The sequence below is a fragment of the Labilithrix sp. genome (assembly GCA_019637155.1).
Classification (GTDB): domain Bacteria; phylum Myxococcota_A; class Polyangia; order Polyangiales; family Polyangiaceae; genus Labilithrix.
Map to the genome: position 1 here is coordinate 206,804 of JAHBWE010000012.1, position 20,027 is coordinate 226,830.

The 20,027-nt window shown below is 69.9% G+C and carries 22 protein-coding genes; 10 read left to right on the top strand and 12 right to left on the bottom strand.

Annotated features, from left to right (window positions below):
* Positions 1 to 77: 77 nt before the first annotated feature.
* Entirely contained in the window at positions 78 to 2,639 is a 2,562-nt protein-coding gene (locus KF837_25760) for a TonB family protein (protein MBX3230751.1), read from the bottom strand.
* Between the two features lie 164 nt (positions 2,640 to 2,803).
* Here KF837_25760 and KF837_25765 point away from each other — a divergent pair, with 164 nt between their 5' ends.
* From KF837_25765 to KF837_25775, 3 genes are all read left to right on the top strand, one after another.
* Entirely contained in the window at positions 2,804 to 3,829 is a 1,026-nt protein-coding gene (locus KF837_25765; GenBank protein ID MBX3230752.1) for a hypothetical protein, read from the top strand.
* A gap of 185 nt (positions 3,830 to 4,014) precedes the next feature.
* Positions 4,015 to 4,155: a hypothetical protein gene (locus KF837_25770; protein ID MBX3230753.1), complete on the top strand. Its 141-nt coding sequence runs from the start codon at positions 4,015 to 4,017 to the stop codon at positions 4,153 to 4,155.
* 32 nt (positions 4,156 to 4,187) lie between these two features.
* Positions 4,188 to 4,574 carry a hypothetical protein gene (locus KF837_25775; GenBank protein ID MBX3230754.1) on the top strand — a complete coding sequence of 129 codons (387 nt, stop codon included), beginning with the start codon at positions 4,188 to 4,190 and terminating at the stop codon, positions 4,572 to 4,574.
* Between the two features lie 14 nt (positions 4,575 to 4,588).
* On the opposite strand, the gene KF837_25780 is transcribed toward KF837_25775, so the two are convergent.
* On the bottom strand, positions 4,589 to 5,005 hold the full coding sequence (locus tag KF837_25780) for a (deoxy)nucleoside triphosphate pyrophosphohydrolase (GenBank protein MBX3230755.1): 417 nt from the start codon (positions 5,003 to 5,005) through the stop codon (positions 4,589 to 4,591).
* Between the two features lie 36 nt (positions 5,006 to 5,041).
* On the bottom strand, positions 5,042 to 6,031 hold the full coding sequence (locus tag KF837_25785; GenBank protein ID MBX3230756.1) for an alpha/beta fold hydrolase: 990 nt from the start codon (positions 6,029 to 6,031) through the stop codon (positions 5,042 to 5,044).
* 109 nt (positions 6,032 to 6,140) lie between these two features.
* Here KF837_25785 and KF837_25790 point away from each other — a divergent pair, with 109 nt between their 5' ends.
* Positions 6,141 to 6,698 (top strand): hypothetical protein, encoded by a 558-nt coding sequence (locus tag KF837_25790; protein ID MBX3230757.1) that lies wholly within the window; start codon positions 6,141 to 6,143, stop codon positions 6,696 to 6,698.
* A gap of 4 nt (positions 6,699 to 6,702) precedes the next feature.
* Positions 6,703 to 7,038 (top strand): hypothetical protein, encoded by a 336-nt coding sequence (locus KF837_25795; protein ID MBX3230758.1) that lies wholly within the window; start codon positions 6,703 to 6,705, stop codon positions 7,036 to 7,038.
* Here the strand turns inward: KF837_25795 and KF837_25800 are convergent.
* The 3 genes from KF837_25800 to KF837_25810 are packed head-to-tail and all read right to left on the bottom strand — an operon-like array spanning position 7,030 to position 9,870.
* Complete coding sequence (locus KF837_25800) at positions 7,030 to 8,943, bottom strand: serine/threonine protein kinase (protein ID MBX3230759.1); 1,914 nt, start codon at positions 8,941 to 8,943, stop codon at positions 7,030 to 7,032. The genes KF837_25795 and KF837_25800 overlap by 9 nt on opposite strands.
* Before the next feature lie 19 nt (positions 8,944 to 8,962).
* On the bottom strand, positions 8,963 to 9,328 hold the full coding sequence (locus KF837_25805) for a hypothetical protein (protein MBX3230760.1): 366 nt from the start codon (positions 9,326 to 9,328) through the stop codon (positions 8,963 to 8,965).
* A complete protein-coding gene (locus tag KF837_25810) occupies positions 9,325 to 9,870 on the bottom strand; it encodes a sterol desaturase family protein (protein MBX3230761.1) in 546 nt (181 codons plus the stop codon). Before KF837_25810 ends, KF837_25805 begins: the two co-directional genes overlap by 4 nt.
* Positions 9,871 to 10,006: 136 nt before the next feature.
* Here KF837_25810 and KF837_25815 point away from each other — a divergent pair, with 136 nt between their 5' ends.
* A complete protein-coding gene (locus tag KF837_25815) occupies positions 10,007 to 10,606 on the top strand; it encodes a type 1 glutamine amidotransferase (GenBank protein ID MBX3230762.1) in 600 nt (199 codons plus the stop codon).
* 6 nt (positions 10,607 to 10,612) lie between these two features.
* Here KF837_25815 and KF837_25820 read toward each other — a convergent pair whose 3' ends face one another.
* A complete protein-coding gene (locus tag KF837_25820) occupies positions 10,613 to 10,816 on the bottom strand; it encodes a hypothetical protein (GenBank protein MBX3230763.1) in 204 nt (67 codons plus the stop codon).
* Positions 10,817 to 10,918: 102 nt separating this feature from the next.
* Here KF837_25820 and KF837_25825 point away from each other — a divergent pair, with 102 nt between their 5' ends.
* Positions 10,919 to 12,031, top strand: coding sequence for a hypothetical protein (locus KF837_25825; GenBank protein ID MBX3230764.1), 1,113 nt, complete (start codon positions 10,919 to 10,921; stop codon positions 12,029 to 12,031).
* A gap of 5 nt (positions 12,032 to 12,036) precedes the next feature.
* On the opposite strand, the gene KF837_25830 is transcribed toward KF837_25825, so the two are convergent.
* The 4 genes from KF837_25830 to KF837_25845 all read right to left on the bottom strand — a co-directional run bounded on the left by KF837_25830 (position 12,037) and on the right by KF837_25845 (position 15,952).
* Positions 12,037 to 13,062, bottom strand: coding sequence for an inorganic phosphate transporter (locus KF837_25830; GenBank protein MBX3230765.1), 1,026 nt, complete (start codon positions 13,060 to 13,062; stop codon positions 12,037 to 12,039).
* Entirely contained in the window at positions 13,055 to 13,708 is a 654-nt protein-coding gene (locus KF837_25835; GenBank protein ID MBX3230766.1) for a DUF47 family protein, read from the bottom strand. Before KF837_25835 ends, KF837_25830 begins: the two co-directional genes overlap by 8 nt.
* 119 nt (positions 13,709 to 13,827) lie before the next feature.
* Positions 13,828 to 14,493, bottom strand: coding sequence for a hypothetical protein (locus KF837_25840; GenBank protein ID MBX3230767.1), 666 nt, complete (start codon positions 14,491 to 14,493; stop codon positions 13,828 to 13,830).
* Entirely contained in the window at positions 14,483 to 15,952 is a 1,470-nt protein-coding gene (locus KF837_25845) for a serine/threonine protein kinase (protein MBX3230768.1), read from the bottom strand. The genes KF837_25840 and KF837_25845 overlap by 11 nt, the downstream gene beginning before the upstream one ends.
* Before the next feature lie 176 nt (positions 15,953 to 16,128).
* Here KF837_25845 and KF837_25850 point away from each other — a divergent pair, with 176 nt between their 5' ends.
* The 3 genes from KF837_25850 to KF837_25860 all read left to right on the top strand — a co-directional run bounded on the left by KF837_25850 (position 16,129) and on the right by KF837_25860 (position 19,127).
* Positions 16,129 to 17,040: a hypothetical protein gene (locus KF837_25850; protein ID MBX3230769.1), complete on the top strand. Its 912-nt coding sequence runs from the start codon at positions 16,129 to 16,131 to the stop codon at positions 17,038 to 17,040.
* Between the two features lie 12 nt (positions 17,041 to 17,052).
* A protein-coding gene (gene prfB, locus KF837_25855; protein ID MBX3230770.1) for a peptide chain release factor 2 occupies positions 17,053 to 18,190 on the top strand; the annotation gives its coding sequence in 2 pieces (ribosomal slippage) (positions 17,053 to 17,121 and positions 17,123 to 18,190; 1,137 coding nt in all).
* Positions 18,174 to 19,127 carry an ROK family protein gene (locus KF837_25860; protein ID MBX3230771.1) on the top strand — a complete coding sequence of 318 codons (954 nt, stop codon included), beginning with the start codon at positions 18,174 to 18,176 and terminating at the stop codon, positions 19,125 to 19,127. The genes prfB and KF837_25860 overlap by 17 nt, the downstream gene beginning before the upstream one ends.
* Before the next feature lie 409 nt (positions 19,128 to 19,536).
* On the opposite strand, the gene KF837_25865 is transcribed toward KF837_25860, so the two are convergent.
* Positions 19,537 to 19,998, bottom strand: coding sequence for a hypothetical protein (locus KF837_25865; GenBank protein ID MBX3230772.1), 462 nt, complete (start codon positions 19,996 to 19,998; stop codon positions 19,537 to 19,539).
* Between the last annotated feature and the right edge of the window lie 29 nt (positions 19,999 to 20,027).

The following is a 20,027-nucleotide window of genomic DNA, read 5'->3' on the forward strand; positions in this document are numbered from 1 at the left end:
CCGAGCGCTCCGCGCGAGGACCGTGTCTGGGGCGGGGGTGTCGGGGGCAGAGCCCCCGACGTTGAAAAGCCCCATCCTCATAGGTCCATCCTCACGCCGGTGATGAAGAGCTGCGGCAGGCCCTGGAGTGAGCGGCTGACGGTGTAGTTATAGTTGTATTCCACACCTTCTTGCGCGCGGTGGTAGTAGACGTTCTGGATGTCGACGTACGCGGTGACGGCCTTGAACGGCCTCGCGCCGTCGAAGCGCTTCTCGAAGCGGAGGTCGAGCTGGTGGAACGCGCGCATGCGGTCGTTGTAGAGCGGCAGCGTGCCGACCGGCTGGTACGCGGCGCGGTCGGCGTCGAAGACGGAGTTGTACGCGTTCGCGGTGAAGAGGTTCCCGCTCACGAACCGGAAGCGCGCGCCGACGCGGAGGCCGTTCCCGAAGACGCGGCTCGCGAGCAGCGTGAGGATGTGCGTCTGATCGAACGGCGCGAGGTGGAGCGCCTCGCCCGGCCCGTCGCGCCGCTCGCTCCGCGAGATGGTGTACGCGAGCCACCCGAACATCTTCGGATCGTTCTTCCAGCGGACGAGCGTCTCGGTGCCGTACACGAAGCCGCTGCCGCCGTTGCCGGCGTCGGTGACGACGAGGCGATCGAGCTCCTTGTAGAACCCCTCGACCCCGAGCTCCGCCTTCCCGAGCAGCTCCTGCTCGAGGCCGACCGAGTAGTGGACGCTCTTGTTCGCGCGGAGCCCACGCTGCCCAAAGATCGGGTCGAGCTCGAACGGCGAGGGCGGCTGGTAGAAGAGGCCGACGCCGCCCTTCAGCGTCGTGCGCGCGCCGCCGTGGGGGACCTCCTGCCGCGCGACGACGCGAGGCGAGTAGTTCCACTCCTTCGTCTGGTTCGTGTAGTCGGCGCGGAAGCCGGGCACGATGCGGGTGCCTTTGAGCGGCGCGATCTCGAGCTCGCCGTACGCGCCGGGCGTGTACACCGATCCGTCGTTGACGGCGGTGAGGGCGGGCGCGCCGATGCCGCCGCTCGGGACGCCGGGGCGCTCCGGCCGCGGGAACCGCACCGTCACCTCGTAGGGCGTGTGGAGGATGTCGATGCCCGCGTTCACCGTGAGCTGCCGCACGATGCGCTGCGAGATCTCGGTGCGGAGCGAGACCGGCATCGCGTCGATGACGGCGTAGTTCTCGCCGAAGCCGAAGTCGATCGCGTCCTGTCCGATCGCCGCGACGGCGGTGATGCGGGTGCCGGTCTTCAGCTTGTTCTGGTACCGCGCCTGCGCGCGCCAGAACGTGATCGCGGCGCGGATGTTCCCGCCGAGCAGGAAGTCGCCGCCGTTGGTCGCGGTGTTGAAGATCTCGAGGCGGTCGTCCGACCCGAAGAACGTGAAGCGGAGGTCGTGGTCCGGCGAGAACTCCTTCCGCACCATCAGCTGGTAGTCGTAGTACCGCGGCGCGGTCGCGAGCCCGTCGCCCGCGAGGAGCCCGAGCCACACGTCGAAGTACGAGCGGCGTCCGCTCGCCGAGAAGCTCCAGCCCTTGCCGAGCGAGCGCTCGACGAAGAAGCGCACGTCGATCGAGTCGAGCTGCGCCATCGCGTGGAAGGTGCCGTCGGCGTTCGGGTCGCGGAGCCCGACGTCGATGATGCCGCCCATGCCGCGGCCGTACTGCGCGCCGAAGTTGCCGGGGTAGAAGTCGATGCGGTCGAGCGACTCGCTCGGCACGACGGAGCTGAGCCCGCCGAAGTGATAGATGAGCGGCACGTTCGTGCCGTCGATGAACGTCTGCGTGTCCTGCGGCGCGGACCCGCGCACGACGAGCTGCCCGCCGAACGGCGGCGGCCGCGCGACGCCGGGGAGGTTCTGCACCGCGCGGAGCGCGTCGCCGTTGGTGCCGGGGCTCGAGAACACCTCGTCGCGCGAGATGGTGCGCTTGGTCACCTCGCGCGGCGGTCGGTCGCCCTTCACGCGCACCTCTTCCACCTCGGGCGGCGGCCCCGCGACGCCGCCGAGGTCGTCCTGCTTCGGCTCGGGCGGCGGCTGAAGGCGAAAGGTCAGCTCGTACTCCTCGCCCGGCGCGAGCTCCTCGTCGGCGTCGACCGGCTCCTGCCGCGGCGCCGAGATCCGGAGATGCGCCTTCCCGAACGGCAGCGCGTCGACGCGAAACCTCCCGTCGGCCCCGGTCGTAGCGCGATGCTCCACGCCGGCAGAGTCCTTCACGACGACGGTGGCCCCGGCGATCGGCGAGTCCGTCGCGCGCCGCGCGATCCTCCCCACGATGCGCGCCGGCGGCGGCGTGAACGTGTACGTGAACCGAATCCGCGCCGCGATCGGCCGCGCCCCCCGCGTGGCGGGCTCGAACTTCAGCCCCTTCGCGGCCTCGAGCGCCGCCTCGTCGAACCCGGCGCCGCCGCTCTTCTCCACCACCGCCTTCGCGACCGCGCCGGTGGGATCGACGTCGAGGATGAGATCGACGAGCACGTCCGCGCGCCGCGCCTCGGCGGGGTACTTCGCCGGCGAGTCCTGCGCGAGCCGCGGCGGCACCACCGCGTTCGCGTCGGCGGGCTGATCCGACTGCGCACGCGCCTCGCCCGCAGCGAGCCCGATCGCGAGCGCGAGGGCGACAGCGACGACGAGCAAGCGGCGCATCGAGGGCGCGCATCCTAGTCGCGCCACGCCATAGCCTGCGCAAATATCGCAACGACTCGGAGCGATGCACCCGGCACCCCCTACGTCAGAGACAGAACGGTTTCAGAAGCGACACCGCTATTTCATTGGCGTACGCGAGGCCTCGCGCCTACGACCCTCGCCTCATGCGTGCCTCCGTCGCGATCCTCGTCCTGTCCGCGACGGCGTGCGCGCCGATCGCGGAGCCTCACGCTGCGGTCGAAGTGACGTCCGCACCCGTGACGAGCGAGCCGCCCGTCGCGCGACCAGCGCCGCCGCCGCCGCGGAAGCCGGCCTGCGTGCTGCACGGATCGCACGATCGCATCCCCTCGCTGCCCCTTCGCTTTCGAGACGAGGTCTTCGCCAGCGCGTCTGCCGCGCTCGAGGGTGAAGTGTCGCTCTTCGCCGGCGAGACGACAGGCGCCGCTCGCTTCGACGGGGCCGAGCTCGCGCTCACCGGCGACGTGCGCATCGAGGATCTCCGTCTCGCGCCGCGCACGGCGATCCTGCGCGACGGGTGGATCGGCGTCCACGGCGTGCGGCCCGTCGAGGTGAGGGACGGCGCGATCGTGACGCAACCGAAGCTGCCGAAGCTGGTGCAAGCCGCGTCCGCGTCCGCGCCCGGCGCGATCGAGCTCGACTGCGCCGATCTCGGCCTCGGCTGGGGTCCCAATGTGCCGTTCGCCGACGGTCGCCGCGCCAAGCTCGCGGCGGGCAAGACGTCGGAGCTTCGCGCCACGCGTGGAGGCGCGGTCGTGGGGACCCTCGCGGTGCCGCGCGACGCCGACGCGGAGACGCGGACCATCCACGTCCTCGAGCGGAAGGGCCGCCAGACGAAGATCCGACTGATGGGCGACGAGACCTTCATCGACGCCTGGATCGCTTCGTCCGCGATCGCGAAGCCGGCGAAGTCCGACGCCGACACCATGATCGGCATCCTCTTGACCGACAAGGACGCGGTGAGGCGTCTCCGGTGCAACCATGAGGTGCCGATCTACGTCGGCGACAAGACGGCGCGCGTGGGGACCTACCACGCGGGCGCGACGATCTATGCGCTCGGCACGAAAGACGATGGGCCCTCCGTGCACGTCGAGCTCTTCGGGCAGGGCGAGAAGCGCACGCCGCCGCTCGTCGAGCGATCGCAGCTCGAAGACTGCAGCACGATGCGCTGATCCACTCGAGCGCGCGACGACGCGTCAGCGACGGGTGAGGAGCGCGAGGAGCATGCGCGAGAGCGCGGCGGGGTCGAGGTCGACGCCGAGCTCGGCCATCGTTTGGGCGCCGATGATCGTGGCGAGCATCGCCTTGCCGACGAGGGCGGCGTCGAGGTCGCGCGGCGGGGAAACGGAAGCCGATCGTGGTCGCGCCCTTCGCCGCGGCGGCGATCGCGGGACGTGTCGCGCGCGCGTGGGCCGATCGCGTGAGCCGGCGGCCGCAGAGCCCGATCGAAGACGCCGTCGCCGACGCGATCGCCTGGTTCGCGGCGGAGTTTCGATGACGGCTGCCACGGTAAGGGAATAGGTTGGCGGAATGACGTCCTTCATCGAAGAGGCGGAGGGCCTCGTCTTCGAGCTCTGGCAGAAGCAGCGATCGCTCGTGCGGCAGGCCATGTTCTGGGACGCCGCCGGGAAGGTGACCGTCGTCGCGTTCCCGTCAGCCGCGTCGCGCGAAGGAAGTCTCGGCGAGCTCGCGCGCGCAGCGGCGGACCTGAGCCCCGTTCGCGTCGCCTTCTTCTCGGAGTCGAGCGCGACGAACCCGCGCGGCGAGAAGATCGACGTCATCGTCCTCGAGCTCGCCGACGCACGCACGAGCCTCTACACGCAGCGGATCTACACGCCGGCCGAGCCGCCGGTCTGCGTGATGGACGACACGAAGCCGCTCGCGACGAGCCCGCTCGCCACGATCGTCACGACCTGAGCGAGGCTCGGCCGTCAACGCGGCGGCGCGAGCAGCGCGCGGACCTTCGCGAGGATCGCGACGTCGGCGGGCGGGAACTCGGCGGGGTCGAGGTCGTCGGGGCGCGCCCACTTCACGTCAGCGACGTCGAGCGCGCGCGGCTCGGGGGAGCCCGGGCGGCGAACGGCGTGGAAGAAGAGGAGGAGCACCGCCTTGTTCGCGTCGTCGTAGCGGTGGAACGTGACGTCCGCGATCTCCCCGACGTCGACGTCGATGCCGAGCTCCTCCTCGAGCTCACGCCGGAGCGCGGCGCGCGGATCCTCGCCCGCGTCGACCTTGCCCCCGGGGAACTCCCAGCGATCGGCGAGGTGCGTGCCCTTCTTCCGCCGCGAGAGGAGGACCGCACCTCCCTCGACGATGACCCCTGCGCTGACGATGACCGTGTTCAGCATCGTGTGGCTCACACGATACGCCCTCCCGAAGGTCGGTCAGAGTCCAGCTTTCCTAGTCCGTTTCACGATCGTCTTGAAGAGGGCGACCGAGTCGAACCAGCCGAACGGCCCGAGCTGCCCCACCTCCTGGAGGTGATCGGCCGCGACGCACTCCTCGAACGTGCCCCAGCGCGCGCTGTCCACCGTGACGAGGCCGTCGTTCACCTTGAGCTTCGCGCCCTCCTCGAGGAAGAGCGCTAGCGGCGCGAGCATCGGCTGCGCCGGGAGCACATCCCAGGGCTCGTTCGCGTAGGTGGCGTTCCCGCAGTCGAGGATCCCGGTGCGCATGTTCGTGCGGCCCGCGTAGCTCTTGTACGCGACGCGCGGATCGTCGACGTACGTCGGGTTGAAGACGCCCTTCATGTAGCGCTCGGTCAGCATCGTGCCCTGCGCTCGGATGTGCGCGTCCGTCTTGAGCTCGTAGGCGGTGATCTGGAGGAGCTCGAGCGCGCCGTCGAGGACGGGGTCGACCACGCCCGGCGGGATGCGGTCGACGAGATCGAGGATCGTGTCCGCGAACTTGCTCCCGCGATGCGGCGTGGAGATCGTCGTGATCGACGCGACGCGATCGCCGTAGCCGAGGCCGTTCGGGCTCGCGAGGACGCGCGCGTCGAGCCCGCCCTGCGAGTGGCCGATCAGGTTCACCTTCCGCTTGCCGGTGCGCGCGAGGATCCGATCGATCTGCTCCGCGATCGCGCGGGCGCGGACCTCGCTCGTGTCGTACGGCGGCGCGAGCGTCACGTAGACCGCCTCGCCGTTCTTCGCGAGCTCCTCGACGACGCCCTTGAAGTACGTGACCTCGATCGGCCCCACCTCGAGCTTCCCGAAGCCGGCCATGCCGTGCAACAGCACGATCGGGTACGGCGCGCCGCTCGGGTCCGGCGCCGTCGCCGCGCTCTCGGTCGTCGCCTCCGCGTCGTCGCCCGTCTCGCTCGCGCACGCCGCGAGCAGGAACGCACCCAGGAGCCCGATGAGGTGAAGCTTCATGGGCAGCCTTTTTGGTACACGCACGTTCCCATGATGAGTCCACGCAGCGTCTCCCTATTTTTCAGTGGTTTCGTGTACGTACGGCGTCGCGCGTGTAGGATGGATACCCATGGGTACCTCACGCCCGATCGCGTGGCTCTCCGCGCATCAAGCGCAGCGCGACGTGCTCGACGGACTCGCGCGCTTCGACGATTGGGAGTCGCTGTGGCGCGAGTGTCCGCGCGGCGACTGGCTCCTCGGCATCGCGGAGCGGATCGGTGCAGAGCACACGCAATTGGTCCGCGCCGCGATCCAGTGCGTGCGCATCACCGACGACGCCCCCGCGACGATGCTCGACCTGTGCGAGCGATGGACGCGCGGCGAGGCGACCGCGGAGGAGGTGGCGCGCGCGGCCGACGAGCTGGACCGTGCGCTCGCCGGCGCGGCCGATCCCGCGAGCGAGGCCGCGATGCGCGCGGCGCTCGCGGTGGGGATGGGCGTCGCCGATCGCGCGGTGCTCTCGAGCGCGCCCGCCGCCGCGGTCGAGTCGGTGATGATGGCCTCGATCGACTGCGGCTTCGAGCTCGCGATGCGGTGGGCGCAGGACAAGTGCGCCGCCGCCGTCCGCTCCGTCCTCACGTGGGAGCTCGTCGCGCCTTGCGTGGAGCGCCTGGAGGATCGAGGCTAGAGGCATGCGCGCGCTGATCCTGACGCTGCCGTTCGCCATCGCCTTCGCCGCCGCCACCTCCGCGGAAGCAGCGGACGCCGGCGCGCCCGCGCCCCCTCCGCCGCCGGTGCCGGCGTGCGTTCGCGTCGCGACCGAGTCACGCTACGTGCCCTACGGCTACAACCACGTCGTCATCCTCGAGAACGGGTGCTCGAAGAACGCGGTGTGCACCGTCGCCACCGACGTGAACCCGGAGAAGCGAAGCGTCGAGGTGCCGGCCGGGACGACGGTCGAGGTCACGACGTTCATGGGCTCGGCGTCGCAGACCTTCGTCGCGAGCGTCGGCTGCACCCTACGCTGATCGCGGCCTGAACCACGCGATCGCGATGTTCACGACGAGGCCGACGCTCGCGAGCGACATCGCATGGAAGACGTGCTGCGGCACGGAGCACGCGTAGAGGAACGCGGCGAGGTACCCGAGCGCGCCGTAAGCGAGCTTCCGATCGATGACGATCGAGCCATACGCCGCCCCGCTGAACCAGACGAGCACGTGGAGCGTGAGGAGCGGGCGCGCCGGCAGCGCGAGGAGGTGACCTCCGACCTGGAGCGAGAACTGCGTCGCGAACATGACCGCGATCACCGCGATGAGCTGTCGGTTCAGCACGGTCTTGAGGAGCGACTCGCGCCCCCAGTACGCCACCAACCAGGCGAACGCGCAGAACGCGAAGGTCGCGCCATACCAGCTCCAGTACGGCGCGTCCGGGTAACTCTCGAGCGCCCACTCTGCGAGGTACGGGTTGAGCGACCAGCTGCACGCGAGGATGCCGCCGACGACCATGCGCGTGCGCTGGCCGGTCGACGAGTCGTGCTGCGCGCCGATCCGTTCGAGCTGCGCGACCCGCGCCTTCTCCGCCGCGCGCGCCTCGAGCGCCGCGGCGACGCGCGCGGCGAGCTCCGGCGGCGCGGGATCGAGCTCCGCGAGCGCGGCGGCGGCGGCCTCCGGCGTGCCCTCCGCGAGCTCGTACTCGACGACCAGCGTCGTCGCCTCGCGCAGCCCCGCGAGCGCCTCTTCGTTGTCGGGGCAAGCGAGGACGGCCTGGCGGAAGCCGAAGCGCGCCTCGGCGAAGAGCTTGTGGATGCGGTCGCGCCGGACCTCGTCGTGCGAGCCGCCCAGCACCGCGCGGATGTCCTTCACGCGCGACGCGGCCGCGTCCGACAGCGCGAGCGACCCGCGATGACGCAAATACCACTCGACGCGCGCCTTCAGCTCCTCGGCCGAGGCGAAGCGCTCCGCCGGATCGCGGCTCGTCGCGCGCCGCACGATCGCGGCGAGCTCGCGCGGCACCGAGGGCGGGAGGCTCACCTGCGAGAGGACGATCGACGCGAGGATCGCGCGCAGGTTGTCGGCGGCGTGAGGCGGCTTGCCGACGAGGAGCTCGTGCAAGATCGAGCCGAGCAGATAGACGTCGGTGCGCTCGGAGAGCACCGCGCCGTTGCCGAGCATCTCCGGCGCCATGTACGCGGGCGTGCCGGCCATCTCCGTCGCCTCGGAGGCGAGCGGGAGGCGCCCGGTCGGATCGGGTCGCAGGCTCACCGCGATCCCCCAGTCGACGAGGTAGACCTCGCCGAAGCGGCCGATCATCACGTTCTCGAGCTTGAGGTCGCGATGGATGACGCCGCGCGCGTGCGCGAGGCTGACCGCGTTGCAGACCTGGACGAAGACGCGGAGGTTCCGCTCGAGGAGATCGCCGCCCGCCGCGGCGGCGGGATCGCGCGCGACCTCCGACCAAGGGCGGCCCTCGATCAGCTTCAACACGATGATCGGCGAGCCGTCCTCACCGAGACCGAGGTCGTAGACCGGCACGATGTTGGGGTGCTCGAGCGAGCCGGTGACCCACGCTTCGCGCAGCAGGCGCAGCGTCGCGCGCTCGTTCCGCGCCTCCGGCTTGAGCGTCTTCACCGCGACCTTGCGGCCGAGCGACTGCTGCGTCGCCGCGCGCACGAGGCCCATCCCGCCTTCGCCGATCGTGGCGCCGACCGCGAGCCCGTCCGCAAAGCGATCGCTCCGCGCCTGGCCGAGCCCTTCGACCGCGCGCCGTCCCATCGAGTCGACGCTCGACGTGTCCGGCTCGATCGTCGAGCGCGGGCTCTGCGCGACGGTGTCCTCGAGCTGCGCGATGCGCACCGGCGTCATCGCGAGCGTGCGCGACAGCTCCTCGTTCGAGAGCGTCGGCAAGAGCGCGGTGTCGAGCTTCTTCTCGGACACGCCGCCAGCATACACGTCGTTACGCGACGCCCGGTCGTGCGCGTGACGCGACCGCGACGCCGAGGACGGCGGAGAGCAGGTAGAGGCCGAGGCCGAGCGTGGTCAGCCGCGCGCTGAAGTGGAGGAGATCGAGCACGACGCCGCGCTCGGGCCGCACCACCACGTCCACGAGCGCGGCGGCCCAGCACGACAGCGACGCGACGAGGATCCCGCGGAGGCCGCTCCTCTCCTTCGACGGGAGGACCGCGCCGACGCTCGCGACGAGCGCGACGAGCGGCGGGAGATCGACGCCGTGCCGGAGGAGCAGCGCGTGGAGGAGCGCGCCGACGGCGGCGCCTCCCAGCGCGGCGAGGAACGACGGCAGACCGGCGCCGAGCCAGTTCACGACGGAAGGGCGAGGTGATCGTCACGTCCCGCGCGGGCGCGGCCGTCGACGGTGTACTTGACGAGCCACGGGTGGGCCCACTCGAGGATGCGGTCGAACCCGGCCCAGGTCTCGGCGTAGGTGAAGACCCGATCGTTCGGGTGGCCGTGGTGATGGGCGTGGTAGCGCGCCGACGCGAAGCCCCACGTGGGCTTCGGCGGCGCGAGGTCCTGCTTCTTCAGCGTGACCTCGGACGACCACCACTTGTGCTGGTAGCAGTGGAAGACGAGCGAGTGGACGTACTTGAGGACGGCGCCGATCGCGAAGCCCCAGTTCCCGGTCAAGAGCGAGACCGTCATCATCCCTGCGATCGAGAGCGCGGCCGCGCTCGTGTACGTCGAGAGCTCGTACTCGTCGAGCTGCGGCGCGTTCTTCTGACCGACGTAGCGCGTGTGATGACGACCGTGCCCCCGGCGATAACGCTCGCGGTCGTGGTGAACGAAGTAGTGGTCGAGCGTGTAGACGAGGTCCGCGGCGACAAAGAACAACGCCGCGGCAGCCATGCCGGAAGCGAGCGACATCTCGATGACCTCCGATGGCCGAGCTGGCCGATGGGTTTCGCGACATCGACGCGTCTTGCAAAGTCCGGTTCAACCTGGCGCTCCGTTCGCAAGGGAACGCGCGGAGGTTCGAGAGAAAATGAACACGAAGCTAGAGGGCAAGCGGGTGGCGATCCTCGCGACGGATGGGTTCGAGCAGAGCGAGCTCGTGGATCCGAAGAAGATCCTCGAAGGCGAGGGCGTCGAGTGCGTCGTCGTCTCGCCGAAGGAGGGCAGCATCAAAGGCTGGAAGGACAAGGACTGGGGGGACGAGGTGAAGGTCGACCTCTTGCTGAAGGACGCGAAGGCGGAGACCTTCGACGCGCTCGTGCTCCCGGGCGGACAGATGAACCCGGACATGCTGCGCGGCCTGCCCGAGGTGCAGGCCTTCGTGCGGGCCTTCGCCGAGGCCGGCAAGCCGATCGGCGCGATCTGTCACGGACCGTGGTCGCTCATCGACGCGGGGATCGTGAAAGGCCGTACCGTGACATCGTGGCCGTCGATCCAGACCGACCTCGTCAACGCGGGCGCGAAGTGGGTCGACAAGGAGGTCGTCGTCGACATGGGCCTCGTCACGAGCCGCAAGCCCGACGACATCCCCGCCTTCACGAGGAAGGTGATCGAGGAGATGCTCGAGCCGTCGCACGCGAACCGCGGCAAGAACGCCAACGGCGTCCCCGCGTCCCAGCCCGGCCTTTAGCCGCACCTACTCCTTGAGGGTCTTGGCGCGGCGGAAGAAGTACACCGCCGCGCCGATCATCGGGAGCGACAGGAAGAGGAGGAACAGCGGGAAGGTCGGGCGATGGCTGACCTCGGGCCTCGTGAAGATGAAGCACGACACGTCGATGAGCACGGTCATGACGACGACGACCCCGCCGAGGACCTTGGCGGTGAAGCGATCGGTCAGCATGCGAGTCGTGTATCATCGCAGCCCACGATGCGCGACTGGTGCGTGCCTGCTTTTTTCGTCATTCTTCTCACGGCTTGCGGGACGACTCCCCCGCTGAGCGTCGTGCGCCTCTCTCCCGGCGACAAGGTCGAGGAGGTGAAAGGCGATCCGATCAAGCTGAAACGCGGTGAGCAGGAGCCCTTCGCCGGCGGAAAGGCCGGCTACCGCGTCATCCGCAACCACGACGACTGGAACACCGCGTGGCCGATCGGCAAGGTCCCCGACATGCCGGAGAACGCCGTCGATCCGAAGCGGCACATGCTCGTCTTCGCGACGGCCGACTCGCGGAAGGTCACCGGCCTCAAGATCAAGCGCGCGCTCGAGACGGCGGAGTTCATCTACGTCTACGTCACCGAGCAGAAGCTCGGCGAAAACTGCCTCCAGCGCCGGCAGGAGCGCGCCTACGACGCGGTGACCGCGACGCGCATCGACAAGCCGGTGAAGTTCTTCATCACGACCGAGCCGGGCGAGTCGTGTGGCCCGCCGCCCGTCGCGAGCGTCGAGTGCCGCGTCGGCGGCCAGGAGAAGTGGGCGCCGAGCATCTCCGCGCAGCCGGGCGACGCGGTCGAGTGCGCGCTCACCGCGACGTCGCGCGGGAAGTTCGAGCTGATCGATCGTCACCTCTCGATCGGCGAGCTGCCGGCCGGGTCGTCGAGCAAGTTCAAGTTCAAGCAAGGCTCCGAACGCGGGACCTTCGAGGTCGACGTCTACGGCAAGTACAACATCAAGGCGGAGGCGAAAGACGAGGGCGGCCGCCAGGCGTCCGGCAGCGCGACGGTCGACGTGAAGCCGCCGAAGACGAAGGACGTGCTCGTGCAGCTCGTCTGGAGCGGCTTCGACATCAAGGACGTCGCCGACAGCTTCCCGCGCGTGAACCTCCGCGTCCAGGAGCCGGGGGCGCGCGGCCAGCGCTGCTCCGCGGACATCCCCGTCCCCGGCCTCTGCGAGGTCAAGACGCGTGGATCTTACACGTACATGACGATCCCGGCCGGCGCGCGGCAGCTCCCGATCTCGGTGCAATACCTCGAGGAGCGGGCGGAGAAGGGCCCCGGCCCGTGCGTGCACGTCTGGTACGACGGCGCGCGGACGGCGGAGACGTGCGACCACGGCAAGCGCGAGGCGGAGGAGATCTGGCGCGCCGGCGTGCTCGACACGTCGACCGGCAAGCTCCTGTAGACCGCCTACGGGAAGACGCGGTCGAGCCCGAGCATCGTGACGTAGGAGAGCGCGCCCGAGAGCGGGATCGTCAGCACCCACGCGACGACGATGTTGCTCGCGACGCCCCAGCGCACCGCGCTCACGCGCTTGCTCGCGCCGACGCCCATGATGCAGGCGTTGATGCAGTGCGTTGTGGAGACGGGGAAGCCGAGGTGGCTCGCGCCGAGGATCGTGATCGCGCCCGCCGTCTGCGCGGCGAAGCCTTGCAGCGTGTTGAGGCGGATGATCTTCGTCCCCATCGTCTTGATGATCTTGGTGCCGCCCGCCATCGTGCCGAGCGCGATCGCCCCGGCGCACGCGATGATCGTCCAGAGCGGGACCGCGTCGCCCTTCGGGAGCATCCAGGTCGGGACACTGCCGCCGTGACCGTCGTGCACGAACGCGAGGAGCGCGAGGGTGATGATGCCCATCGACTTCTGCGCGTCGTTCGAGCCGTGCGCGAAGGCGAGCCCCATCGCCGACACGAGCGTGAGGCGGCGCGAGGCGCGGTGCACCGTCTGCGGGCGGATCCCGCGGATCGACCACACCAGCACGACCATCATGACGAAGGCGGCGGCGAACCCGATCGTGGGCGAGGCCACGAGCGGGACGAGGACCTTCTCCTTCAGCGCGCCCCAATTGAACGCGGCGAAGCCCGCCTTCGCGCAGACCGCGCCCGCGAGCGCGCCGATCAGCGCGTGGGAGGAGGAGGACGGGATCCCGTACCACCACGTGATCAAGTTCCAGATGCACGCGCCGACGAGCGCGGCGAGGACGACGGTCTGCGTGACGACGGCGGGCGCGGCGAAGCCGGACGCGATCGTCTTCGCGACGGCGGTGCCGGTCACCGCGCCGACGAAGTTGAGGACGCCCGCGAGGATGACGGCGGTGCGCACCGGGAGGACGCCGGTGGAGACGACGGTCGCGATCGCGTTCGCTGCGTCGTGGAACCCGTTGATGTAGTCGAAGATGATCGCGAAGACGATGACGCAGACGAGAAGGCTAACCATGCTTCACGGCGAGGTTGGTCAGCGTGTCCGCGATCGAATCACACTGATCGATGGCGTTCTCGAGGTCCTCGAGGACCGTCTTCTCGCGGATGAGGACCCGCGCGTCGATGCCGGGGTTCGTGCCGCCGGCCTTGAAGAGCGCGGAGACCGCCTCGCGGTAGACCGCGTCGGCCTCCTTCTCGATCTTGCGGAGCTCGCGCGCCGTCTCGAGGAGATCGGCGTACTGGTGCTTCCGGAGCTTGGGCATCGCCTCGTCGATCTTCGAGGTGCAGCGCACGATGATCTCGATGAGCTCCGCCATCGGCTTCGTCGGCTTGTCGACGCCGAGGAGCACGCAGGCGCGGACCGCGCCGTTCGTGAGGTCGAGCACGGTGTCGAGCTCGGAGGAGAGCTTCTGGAGGTCCTCGCGATCGATCGGCGTCACGAAGGTCTTCGCGAGCGCCTCCTCCATGTCGCGCACGATGCCGTCGCCTTCGTGCTCGATCTTCTGCACGTCGTCGCGCGTCTCGACCGCGGTCTTGCCGTTGGTCGCGAATTTCGAGAGGGCACACGCGCCCTCGTGCGCCTTCTTCGCCTGGCGTTCGAGGAAGTCGTAGAAGTGGTCTTCGCGCGGCATGAACCAGCGAATGACGTCCTGAATGCCCATCTCAGCGGTCCTTTTCCCTCATTCTTCGGGCGAGAATCTAGGGATTTCGCCTCGGGCCCGTGCGTCGATCGTGTGACGCTCCCGCGTCGAAGCGGCCAAGTCGTCGTTATGACGCGGTTCTAGGCGATCTCCGGGGCGCGTCCGAGGTAGGCGCGGGCCCGGACCACGCCGCGCTCTTTCAAGGGCTCGATCCGGGGGAGGAAGCCCGCCGAGCGCAACGTCTTGAGGAACGCGTCCGCGGGGTAGCCGCTCCACACCGCGAAGATGCCGCCGGGGACGAGGGCGTTCCGGGCGCGCACGAGCGCGGCCTCGGCGTAGAGCCGCGCGTTGGTGCGGAAGCTCGCCCACTCGGGACCGTTGTCGACGTCGAGGAGGATCGCGCTCAAGCTCCGCGGCGCGGCGGCGGCGATGAGGTCCGCGACGTCGGAGCGTTCGAGGCGCACGCGCGGATCGTCGAGCGCCCCCGCGACGAGATCGGCGGCCTCGTTGCGGGCGACGTCGATGACGGCGCCGAGCTTCTCGCTCACGATCACCTCCGTCGCGTGCGTCGCGAGCGCGCCGCGCAGCGTCGCGCCGAAGCCGAGCCCGCCGACGAGGACACGGCCCGGCGGCGCCTCGTTCGCGAGCGCGCCGAACACGAGCTCCGTCTCCAGCGCCGCGCTCGAGAGGAGCACGACGTTGCCGAGCACGAGCTCGAGCGACGCGCCGACGCGACGAAGGAGGAGCGACTTGTCGTCCTCCTTCAGCGTGCGGAGGATCGCGCGCGCCTTCGCGTCAGTTCTCACGCGTGCCCGGGATCTCGGACGCGGGAGCCGGCGGCGGCGGAGGAGGCGGCGCGGGCGCGGGCGCGGGGGCCGGCGCGGGCGGACGCACGGTGGGCTGGCGCGGGGTGATCGGCGGCTTCGTCGTCGGTGCGTGGCCGACGCTCGCGGAGGGGCGCGCGCTCGGGATCGATACGGGGGCCGGGCTCGGGATCGGGACCGGGCTCGGGCTCGGGGGTGGCTGCGCGACGGCGGACGGCTCCGCGCTCGGGGGCGGGAGCGGCGAGAACGTGGGCGTGGGCTTCGGATCGCCGCCGAGGCTCGGCATCTTCATCAGCTTGCGGCCGACGAACGCGAGGCTGCCCACGACGATGAAGGAGAGGAGCACCCAGACGAAGAAGCTGGCGCTCGACATGTCCTTCTTCGGAGGACGCGACTCGATCGGGACCATCGCGGGCATCGGCGGCCCGGAGGTCCAGTTCGCCTTCGGCCCCGACTGACCGGAGTACGATCCGCTCGCGGGCGGGACCGAGGGCGCGAGCGGCGCGCGGATGAGGGCGGGCCCGAGGATCGCGATGCGCTCGAGCGACGGCGCGGCGTTCGGACCGGCGTACGCCGAGAGCATGCGCGCGAGCTCGACCGCGTCGGGGCGCTTCTCGCGATCGCGCTCGAAGCAGCGCCACACGACGTGCTCGAGGCCCTCCGGGATGTCGGGGCGGACGTCGCGCAGGTTGGGGAGCGGGCCGTGGACGATCTTCTGGATGAGATCGCCGAGCGAGTTGCCGGCGAACGGGGCCTTGCCGCTGACGAGGCGGAAGAGGATGACGCCCATGGACCAGACGTCGCTCCGCGAGTCCGCGTCGCGCGCGGAGACGACCTGCTCGGGCGCCATGTAGCTCGGCGAGCCGAGGAGATCGGTCGCCTTCGTGACGACGCTGTCGTGATGGCCGCCCGCGCTCGTGTCGTCGTCGAGGTCGAGGACCTTCGAGACGCCGAAGTCGAGGACCTTCACGACCGCCTCGCCGCCGGTGCCGCGCGTGAGGAACAGGTTCGCGGGCTTGAGGTCGCGATGCACGATGCCGTGCCCGTGCGCCTCCGCGATCGCCTCGCACGCCTGGATGATGTAGTCGGCCGCTTCTTGGGGAGGAAACGGGCCGCGACGCTGGAGCAGCTCGGAGAGGTCGGTGCCTTCGAGGTACTCCATGACCATGTACGGCGAGCCGCCGTCGAGGGCGCCGACGTCGAGCACGCGGGAGACGTGCTTGCTCTTGAGCTTCACCGTGTTGCGGGCCTCGCGGAGGAAGCGGGCCTTGAACTCGGGGGTGCAGACGTCCTCTTTGATGAACTTGAGGGCGACCATCTGGCCGAGCTGGAGATGGCGGGCCGCCACGACGTAGCCCATGCCTCCTTCTCCGAGGACGCGCTCGACCTGGAACTTGCCGGCGATCACCTCGCCGGCGCGAACGCTCCCACTGCTGGACACCCGGCGCCTCGCAGGAAGCATGCGCGTGTAGACGGTTCAAATCAAGAAAGGGTGGGCGAGGCTGCGGGTGGCCCCTGGCCTGGCCCTGGCCTGGCCGGACCATATGGTCACGGCGTGGAAGTGCTGGAAACTGCTCGCGCGAGGCGGTGGCACGCGGATGGCTGGTCCGATGTCGCATGAAGCTCGTCGCATCGTTTCTCTTCCCCCTCCTCTTCTTGTTGTCCATCGGCACGCCGGCGTGGGCCGCGCCCGACCTCGAGGACGCCGTCGCCGACGGAGACCTCGACGGGGAGGACGTCGTCGTTCGGGTCGGGACGCGCGCGGCGCCGCGGGCGTCCGGATCGGTTTGGTTGTCGCTCGTCGGCTTCGCGCGCGAAGGACCGCAGCGGGGCGAGGTGGGCGGGATGCTGGTGCTGGGCGTGCCGTTCGATCGGATCGCGCGCGGCAGCACGCGCGTGACGGGACCCGAGCTGGTTCGCACCGCGGCGGCGGCGAGCGCGCCGCCACCGGAGGGGCCGTTCGATCTCTCGCTGAGCCCGCGGCTCGCGCGGTCGTGCGTCGCCGCGGCCTGGCGGGCGGCGGGGCTCGGCGCGGACGACTCGCGGCTCGACGGGATCGTGTCGCGGGCGCGGTGGAGCGCGATCCTGCCCGAGGCGAGGCTGCGGGCGATCCGCTACGACAACCTCACGCTCGCGTCGTCGCTCGACCCGGTGAGCAGCGCGCCCACGGTCCTGCGCGACACGACGAACGCGAACCTCGGCCTCGAGGCGCGGCTCACGTGGCGGTTCGATCGCCTCGTCTACGCGGACGACGAGCCCGCGTTCGAGCGCATCCGCCTCGAGCATCGGGACGCGCGCTCCCGCGTCGCGGGCAAGACGCTCGACGCGCTCTTCCACTGGCAGCGCGCCCTCCTCGACCTGAGGACGCTGCCGCCGTCGCAGGTCGGCACGCGGGACGAGGTGGACGTCTCGCTCCGCGTGATGGAGGCGGAGGCGGCGCTCGACGTGCTGACGAACGGCTGGTTCGGCGCGCACAAGCCAAAAAGACCGGGCGCCGCGGCGACTCGCGAGGCGGCGCTGTCGTGGTAAGCTCGCGCCACCATGCTCGCCGAGACACGCGACAAGCTCGATGACCTCCAAAGGCGTCTCATGACGCTAAGGGGGCATCTTTGACGTCCCGAAGCTGAAGCGCGAGATCGAGCGCCTCAACGAGGAGACGCTCGCCCCCGGGTTCTGGGACGACTCCAAGAAGGCGCAGGCCGTGACGCGAAAGCGCTCCGGCATCGAGCAGCGGGTCGAGACGACCGAGAAGCTCACGCGCGACATCATCGACGCGAAGGAGCTCTTCGAGCTCGGCGTGTCGGAGAAGGACGACTCCGTCATCACGGAGATCGAAGGCCAGCTCGGCGATCTCGAGAGCCGCCTCCGCAGCGCCGAGCTCGGACGCATGCTCTCGGGCCCGGTCGATCACGCCAACGCGATCCTCAGCATCCACCCCGGCGCCGGCGGCGTCGACGCGAAGGACTGGGCGCAGATGTTGATGCGCATGTTCCTCCGCTGGTCGGAGCGGCACGGCTACAAGACGGACATCATCGACTTTCAGGAAGGCGACGAGGCCGGCATCGACGGCGCGACGATCACGATCGCGGGCGATCACGCCTTCGGCCACCTGCGGAGCGAGATCGGCGTGCATCGCCTCGTCCGCATCTCCCCCTTCGACGCGAACGCGCGCCGTCAGACGGCGTTCGCCGCGGTCGAGGTCACGCCCGACATCGAGGACGAGATCGACATCGTGGTGAAGGACGAGGACCTCGAGACGACGACGATGCGCGCCGGCGGCAAGGGCGGGCAGAACGTCAACAAGGTCGAGACGGCGGTGCGCATGAAGCACGTCCCGAGCGGCATCGTCGTCGTGTGCCGCGCGGAGCGCTCGCAGCTCCAGAACCGCCGCATGGCGCTGAAGATGATCAAGGCGAAGCTCTACGAGGCCGAGATGGCGAAGCGCGAAGAGCAGGCCGCGGCCTACCAGGCGGGCAAGACCGCGATCGGCTTCGGCGCGCAGATCCGCAGCTACGTCCTCGCGCCCTACCGCATGGTGAAGGACCTCCGCACCGCGCACGAGACGGGCAACGTGGACGCGGTGCTCGACGGCGATCTCGATCCGTTCGTCGAGGCCTACCTCCTCGCCGCCGCGGGCGGCACGTTGGGCAAGGGCGGCGTCGTTGACGACGCCGACTAGCCCGACGAGCCCGCGCCCCGGCCTCCGCATCGGCGTCGATCTCGGCGGCACGAAGGTCGAGGCCGTCGTCGTCGAGGTCGGCGGCGCGGAGCCCAACGTCCTCGCGCGCCGCCGCGTCCCGACGGAGCGCGATCGCGGCTACGAGCACGTGCTCGACGTGGTGCGCCAGCTCGTCCTCGGCCTCGCGGAGGACGCAGGCATCGACGCGCAGAGCACGCCCATCGGCGTCGGCATGCCGGGCTCGACGACTCTCCTCTTGCCCGACGGCACACGCTCGAGCGTCCCGTTGATCAAGAACTCGAACACGACGTGCCTCAACGGCCGCCCCTTCCGCGCGGAGCTCGCGGAGGCCCTCGGCCGCGACGTCGCGTTCGCGAACGACGCGAACTGCTTCGCCCTCGCGGAGGCGACGTGGGGCGCCGCGCGCGGCGCGCGCGTGGCCTTCGGGGTCATCATGGGCAGCGGCGTAGGTGGCGGCCTCGTGTTCGACGGCCACGCCTGGGACGGCGCGCAGGGGATCGCGGGCGAGTGGGGCCACGTGCCGATCGCCGGCCCCGACGCGGTCCCCTGCTACTGCGGCAAGACGGGTTGCATCGAGACCTTCCTCGCCGGCCCCTTCATCGAGGCGGCCTACGAGCGCCGCGCAGGCACGCGAAAGTCCCTCGCGGAGATCGCGACGGCGAAGGAGGACCCGATCGCGGAGACGCTCCTCACCGAGCGCATCGAGCTCTTCGGCCGCGCCCTCGCGCTCGTGATCAACGTGCTCGACCCAGACACCATCGTCCTCGGCGGCGGCGTCTCGAACGTGGACGCCTTGTACACACGAGGCCGCGACGCCGTCGCCCGCGAGATCTTCAACGACGAGCTCCGCACCCGCATCGTGAAGCACGCCCTCGGCGACAGCGCCGGAGTGCTGGGCGCCGCGCTGCTCGCGTAGGCGTCCGTTCGAGGTCGACCGTCAGCTTGCGCCATTCCCGACGCGAACGCCCTGCGAGGAGCATTGATAACTTCGACACAACCATGACGACGACGCATCCTTTGGCACGCATACTCAGCTCATTCTGTTGGCGTCATCGGAACAGCGATCACCACTGTTGTTGCCGTTTCCGAGCAACCCGACGGAGGTTCGCAGTCGTACGAGTAGGGCTTCGTTGCCGTAACGAACCCCGTCTTCTCGACGCGGACCTCACCAGTACCACGTAGCAGCTCAACCACCTCAAACACGGCACGACCGTCGTCTCCGGTCACCTGAACGCAGCCGACCGGGACGCTACATTGCGTCACATCCGTCACGGTCGCACCGCTGAGGGGCTCGCCCCCGGCCCCACGCACTGTGACTTCCAGCGTCACGCGGCATCCTGATCACACCAGGTGGTGCCCGTCGTGATCGCGATCAATATCCCGAGCTGCCACAGCCAACGTCCAGCCGGCCGCGTCCCTGCGCCGCTGTCTTCGACGCGGTGTCCAAGCCTGTCGTCGACGCCGGACGTCGCTTCCAAGCCATTCGACTCGGCGACTCCGACGATATCTCCTTCTCCGGAACATCGCACGCGGCGAATTCGCGACGGCCGGATTCCGCAACCGTGACCTCCGCCAGCTTCTTCATCCTCGCGTCGCCGACTTTGCCGCAGTCCGAGCAACGCCGCCTCTCCGCCGCGATCAGCCGGAAGCTCCGACTCCTTCGCGTCCATGGCCTCATTCGCAAAGTACCGAAAAGCCATCGATATCAACTCACCGATAAAGGCCACTTGCTCGCAGCCACGCTCTTCGCTACTCGGCACGCCGACCTCGACAAGCTTCTTCAGCAAGCGGCATAAGAATCTGCGCGCCGCGACAA

Bases quoted from the DNA above. Each gene is read 5' to 3' on its own strand.
- KF837_25760 (MBX3230751.1), bottom strand. From the start codon at position 2,639: ATGCGCCGCTTGCTCGTCGTCGCTGTCGCCCTCGCGCTCGCGATCGGG.
- KF837_25765 (MBX3230752.1), top strand. From the start codon at position 2,804: ATGCGTGCCTCCGTCGCGATCCTCGTCCTGTCCGCGACGGCGTGCGCG.
- KF837_25775 (MBX3230754.1), top strand. From the start codon at position 4,188: ATGACGTCCTTCATCGAAGAGGCGGAGGGCCTCGTCTTCGAGCTCTGG.
- KF837_25780 (MBX3230755.1), bottom strand. From the start codon at position 5,005: ATGCTGAACACGGTCATCGTCAGCGCAGGGGTCATCGTCGAGGGAGGT.
- KF837_25785 (MBX3230756.1), bottom strand. From the start codon at position 6,031: ATGAAGCTTCACCTCATCGGGCTCCTGGGTGCGTTCCTGCTCGCGGCG.
- KF837_25790 (MBX3230757.1), top strand. From the start codon at position 6,141: ATGGGTACCTCACGCCCGATCGCGTGGCTCTCCGCGCATCAAGCGCAG.
- KF837_25795 (MBX3230758.1), top strand. From the start codon at position 6,703: ATGCGCGCGCTGATCCTGACGCTGCCGTTCGCCATCGCCTTCGCCGCC.
- KF837_25810 (MBX3230761.1), bottom strand. From the start codon at position 9,870: ATGGCTGCCGCGGCGTTGTTCTTTGTCGCCGCGGACCTCGTCTACACG.
- KF837_25815 (MBX3230762.1), top strand. From the start codon at position 10,007: ATGAACACGAAGCTAGAGGGCAAGCGGGTGGCGATCCTCGCGACGGAT.
- KF837_25820 (MBX3230763.1), bottom strand. From the start codon at position 10,816: ATGCTGACCGATCGCTTCACCGCCAAGGTCCTCGGCGGGGTCGTCGTC.
- KF837_25830 (MBX3230765.1), bottom strand. From the start codon at position 13,062: ATGGTTAGCCTTCTCGTCTGCGTCATCGTCTTCGCGATCATCTTCGAC.
- KF837_25835 (MBX3230766.1), bottom strand. From the start codon at position 13,708: ATGGGCATTCAGGACGTCATTCGCTGGTTCATGCCGCGCGAAGACCAC.
- KF837_25850 (MBX3230769.1), top strand. From the start codon at position 16,129: ATGAAGCTCGTCGCATCGTTTCTCTTCCCCCTCCTCTTCTTGTTGTCC.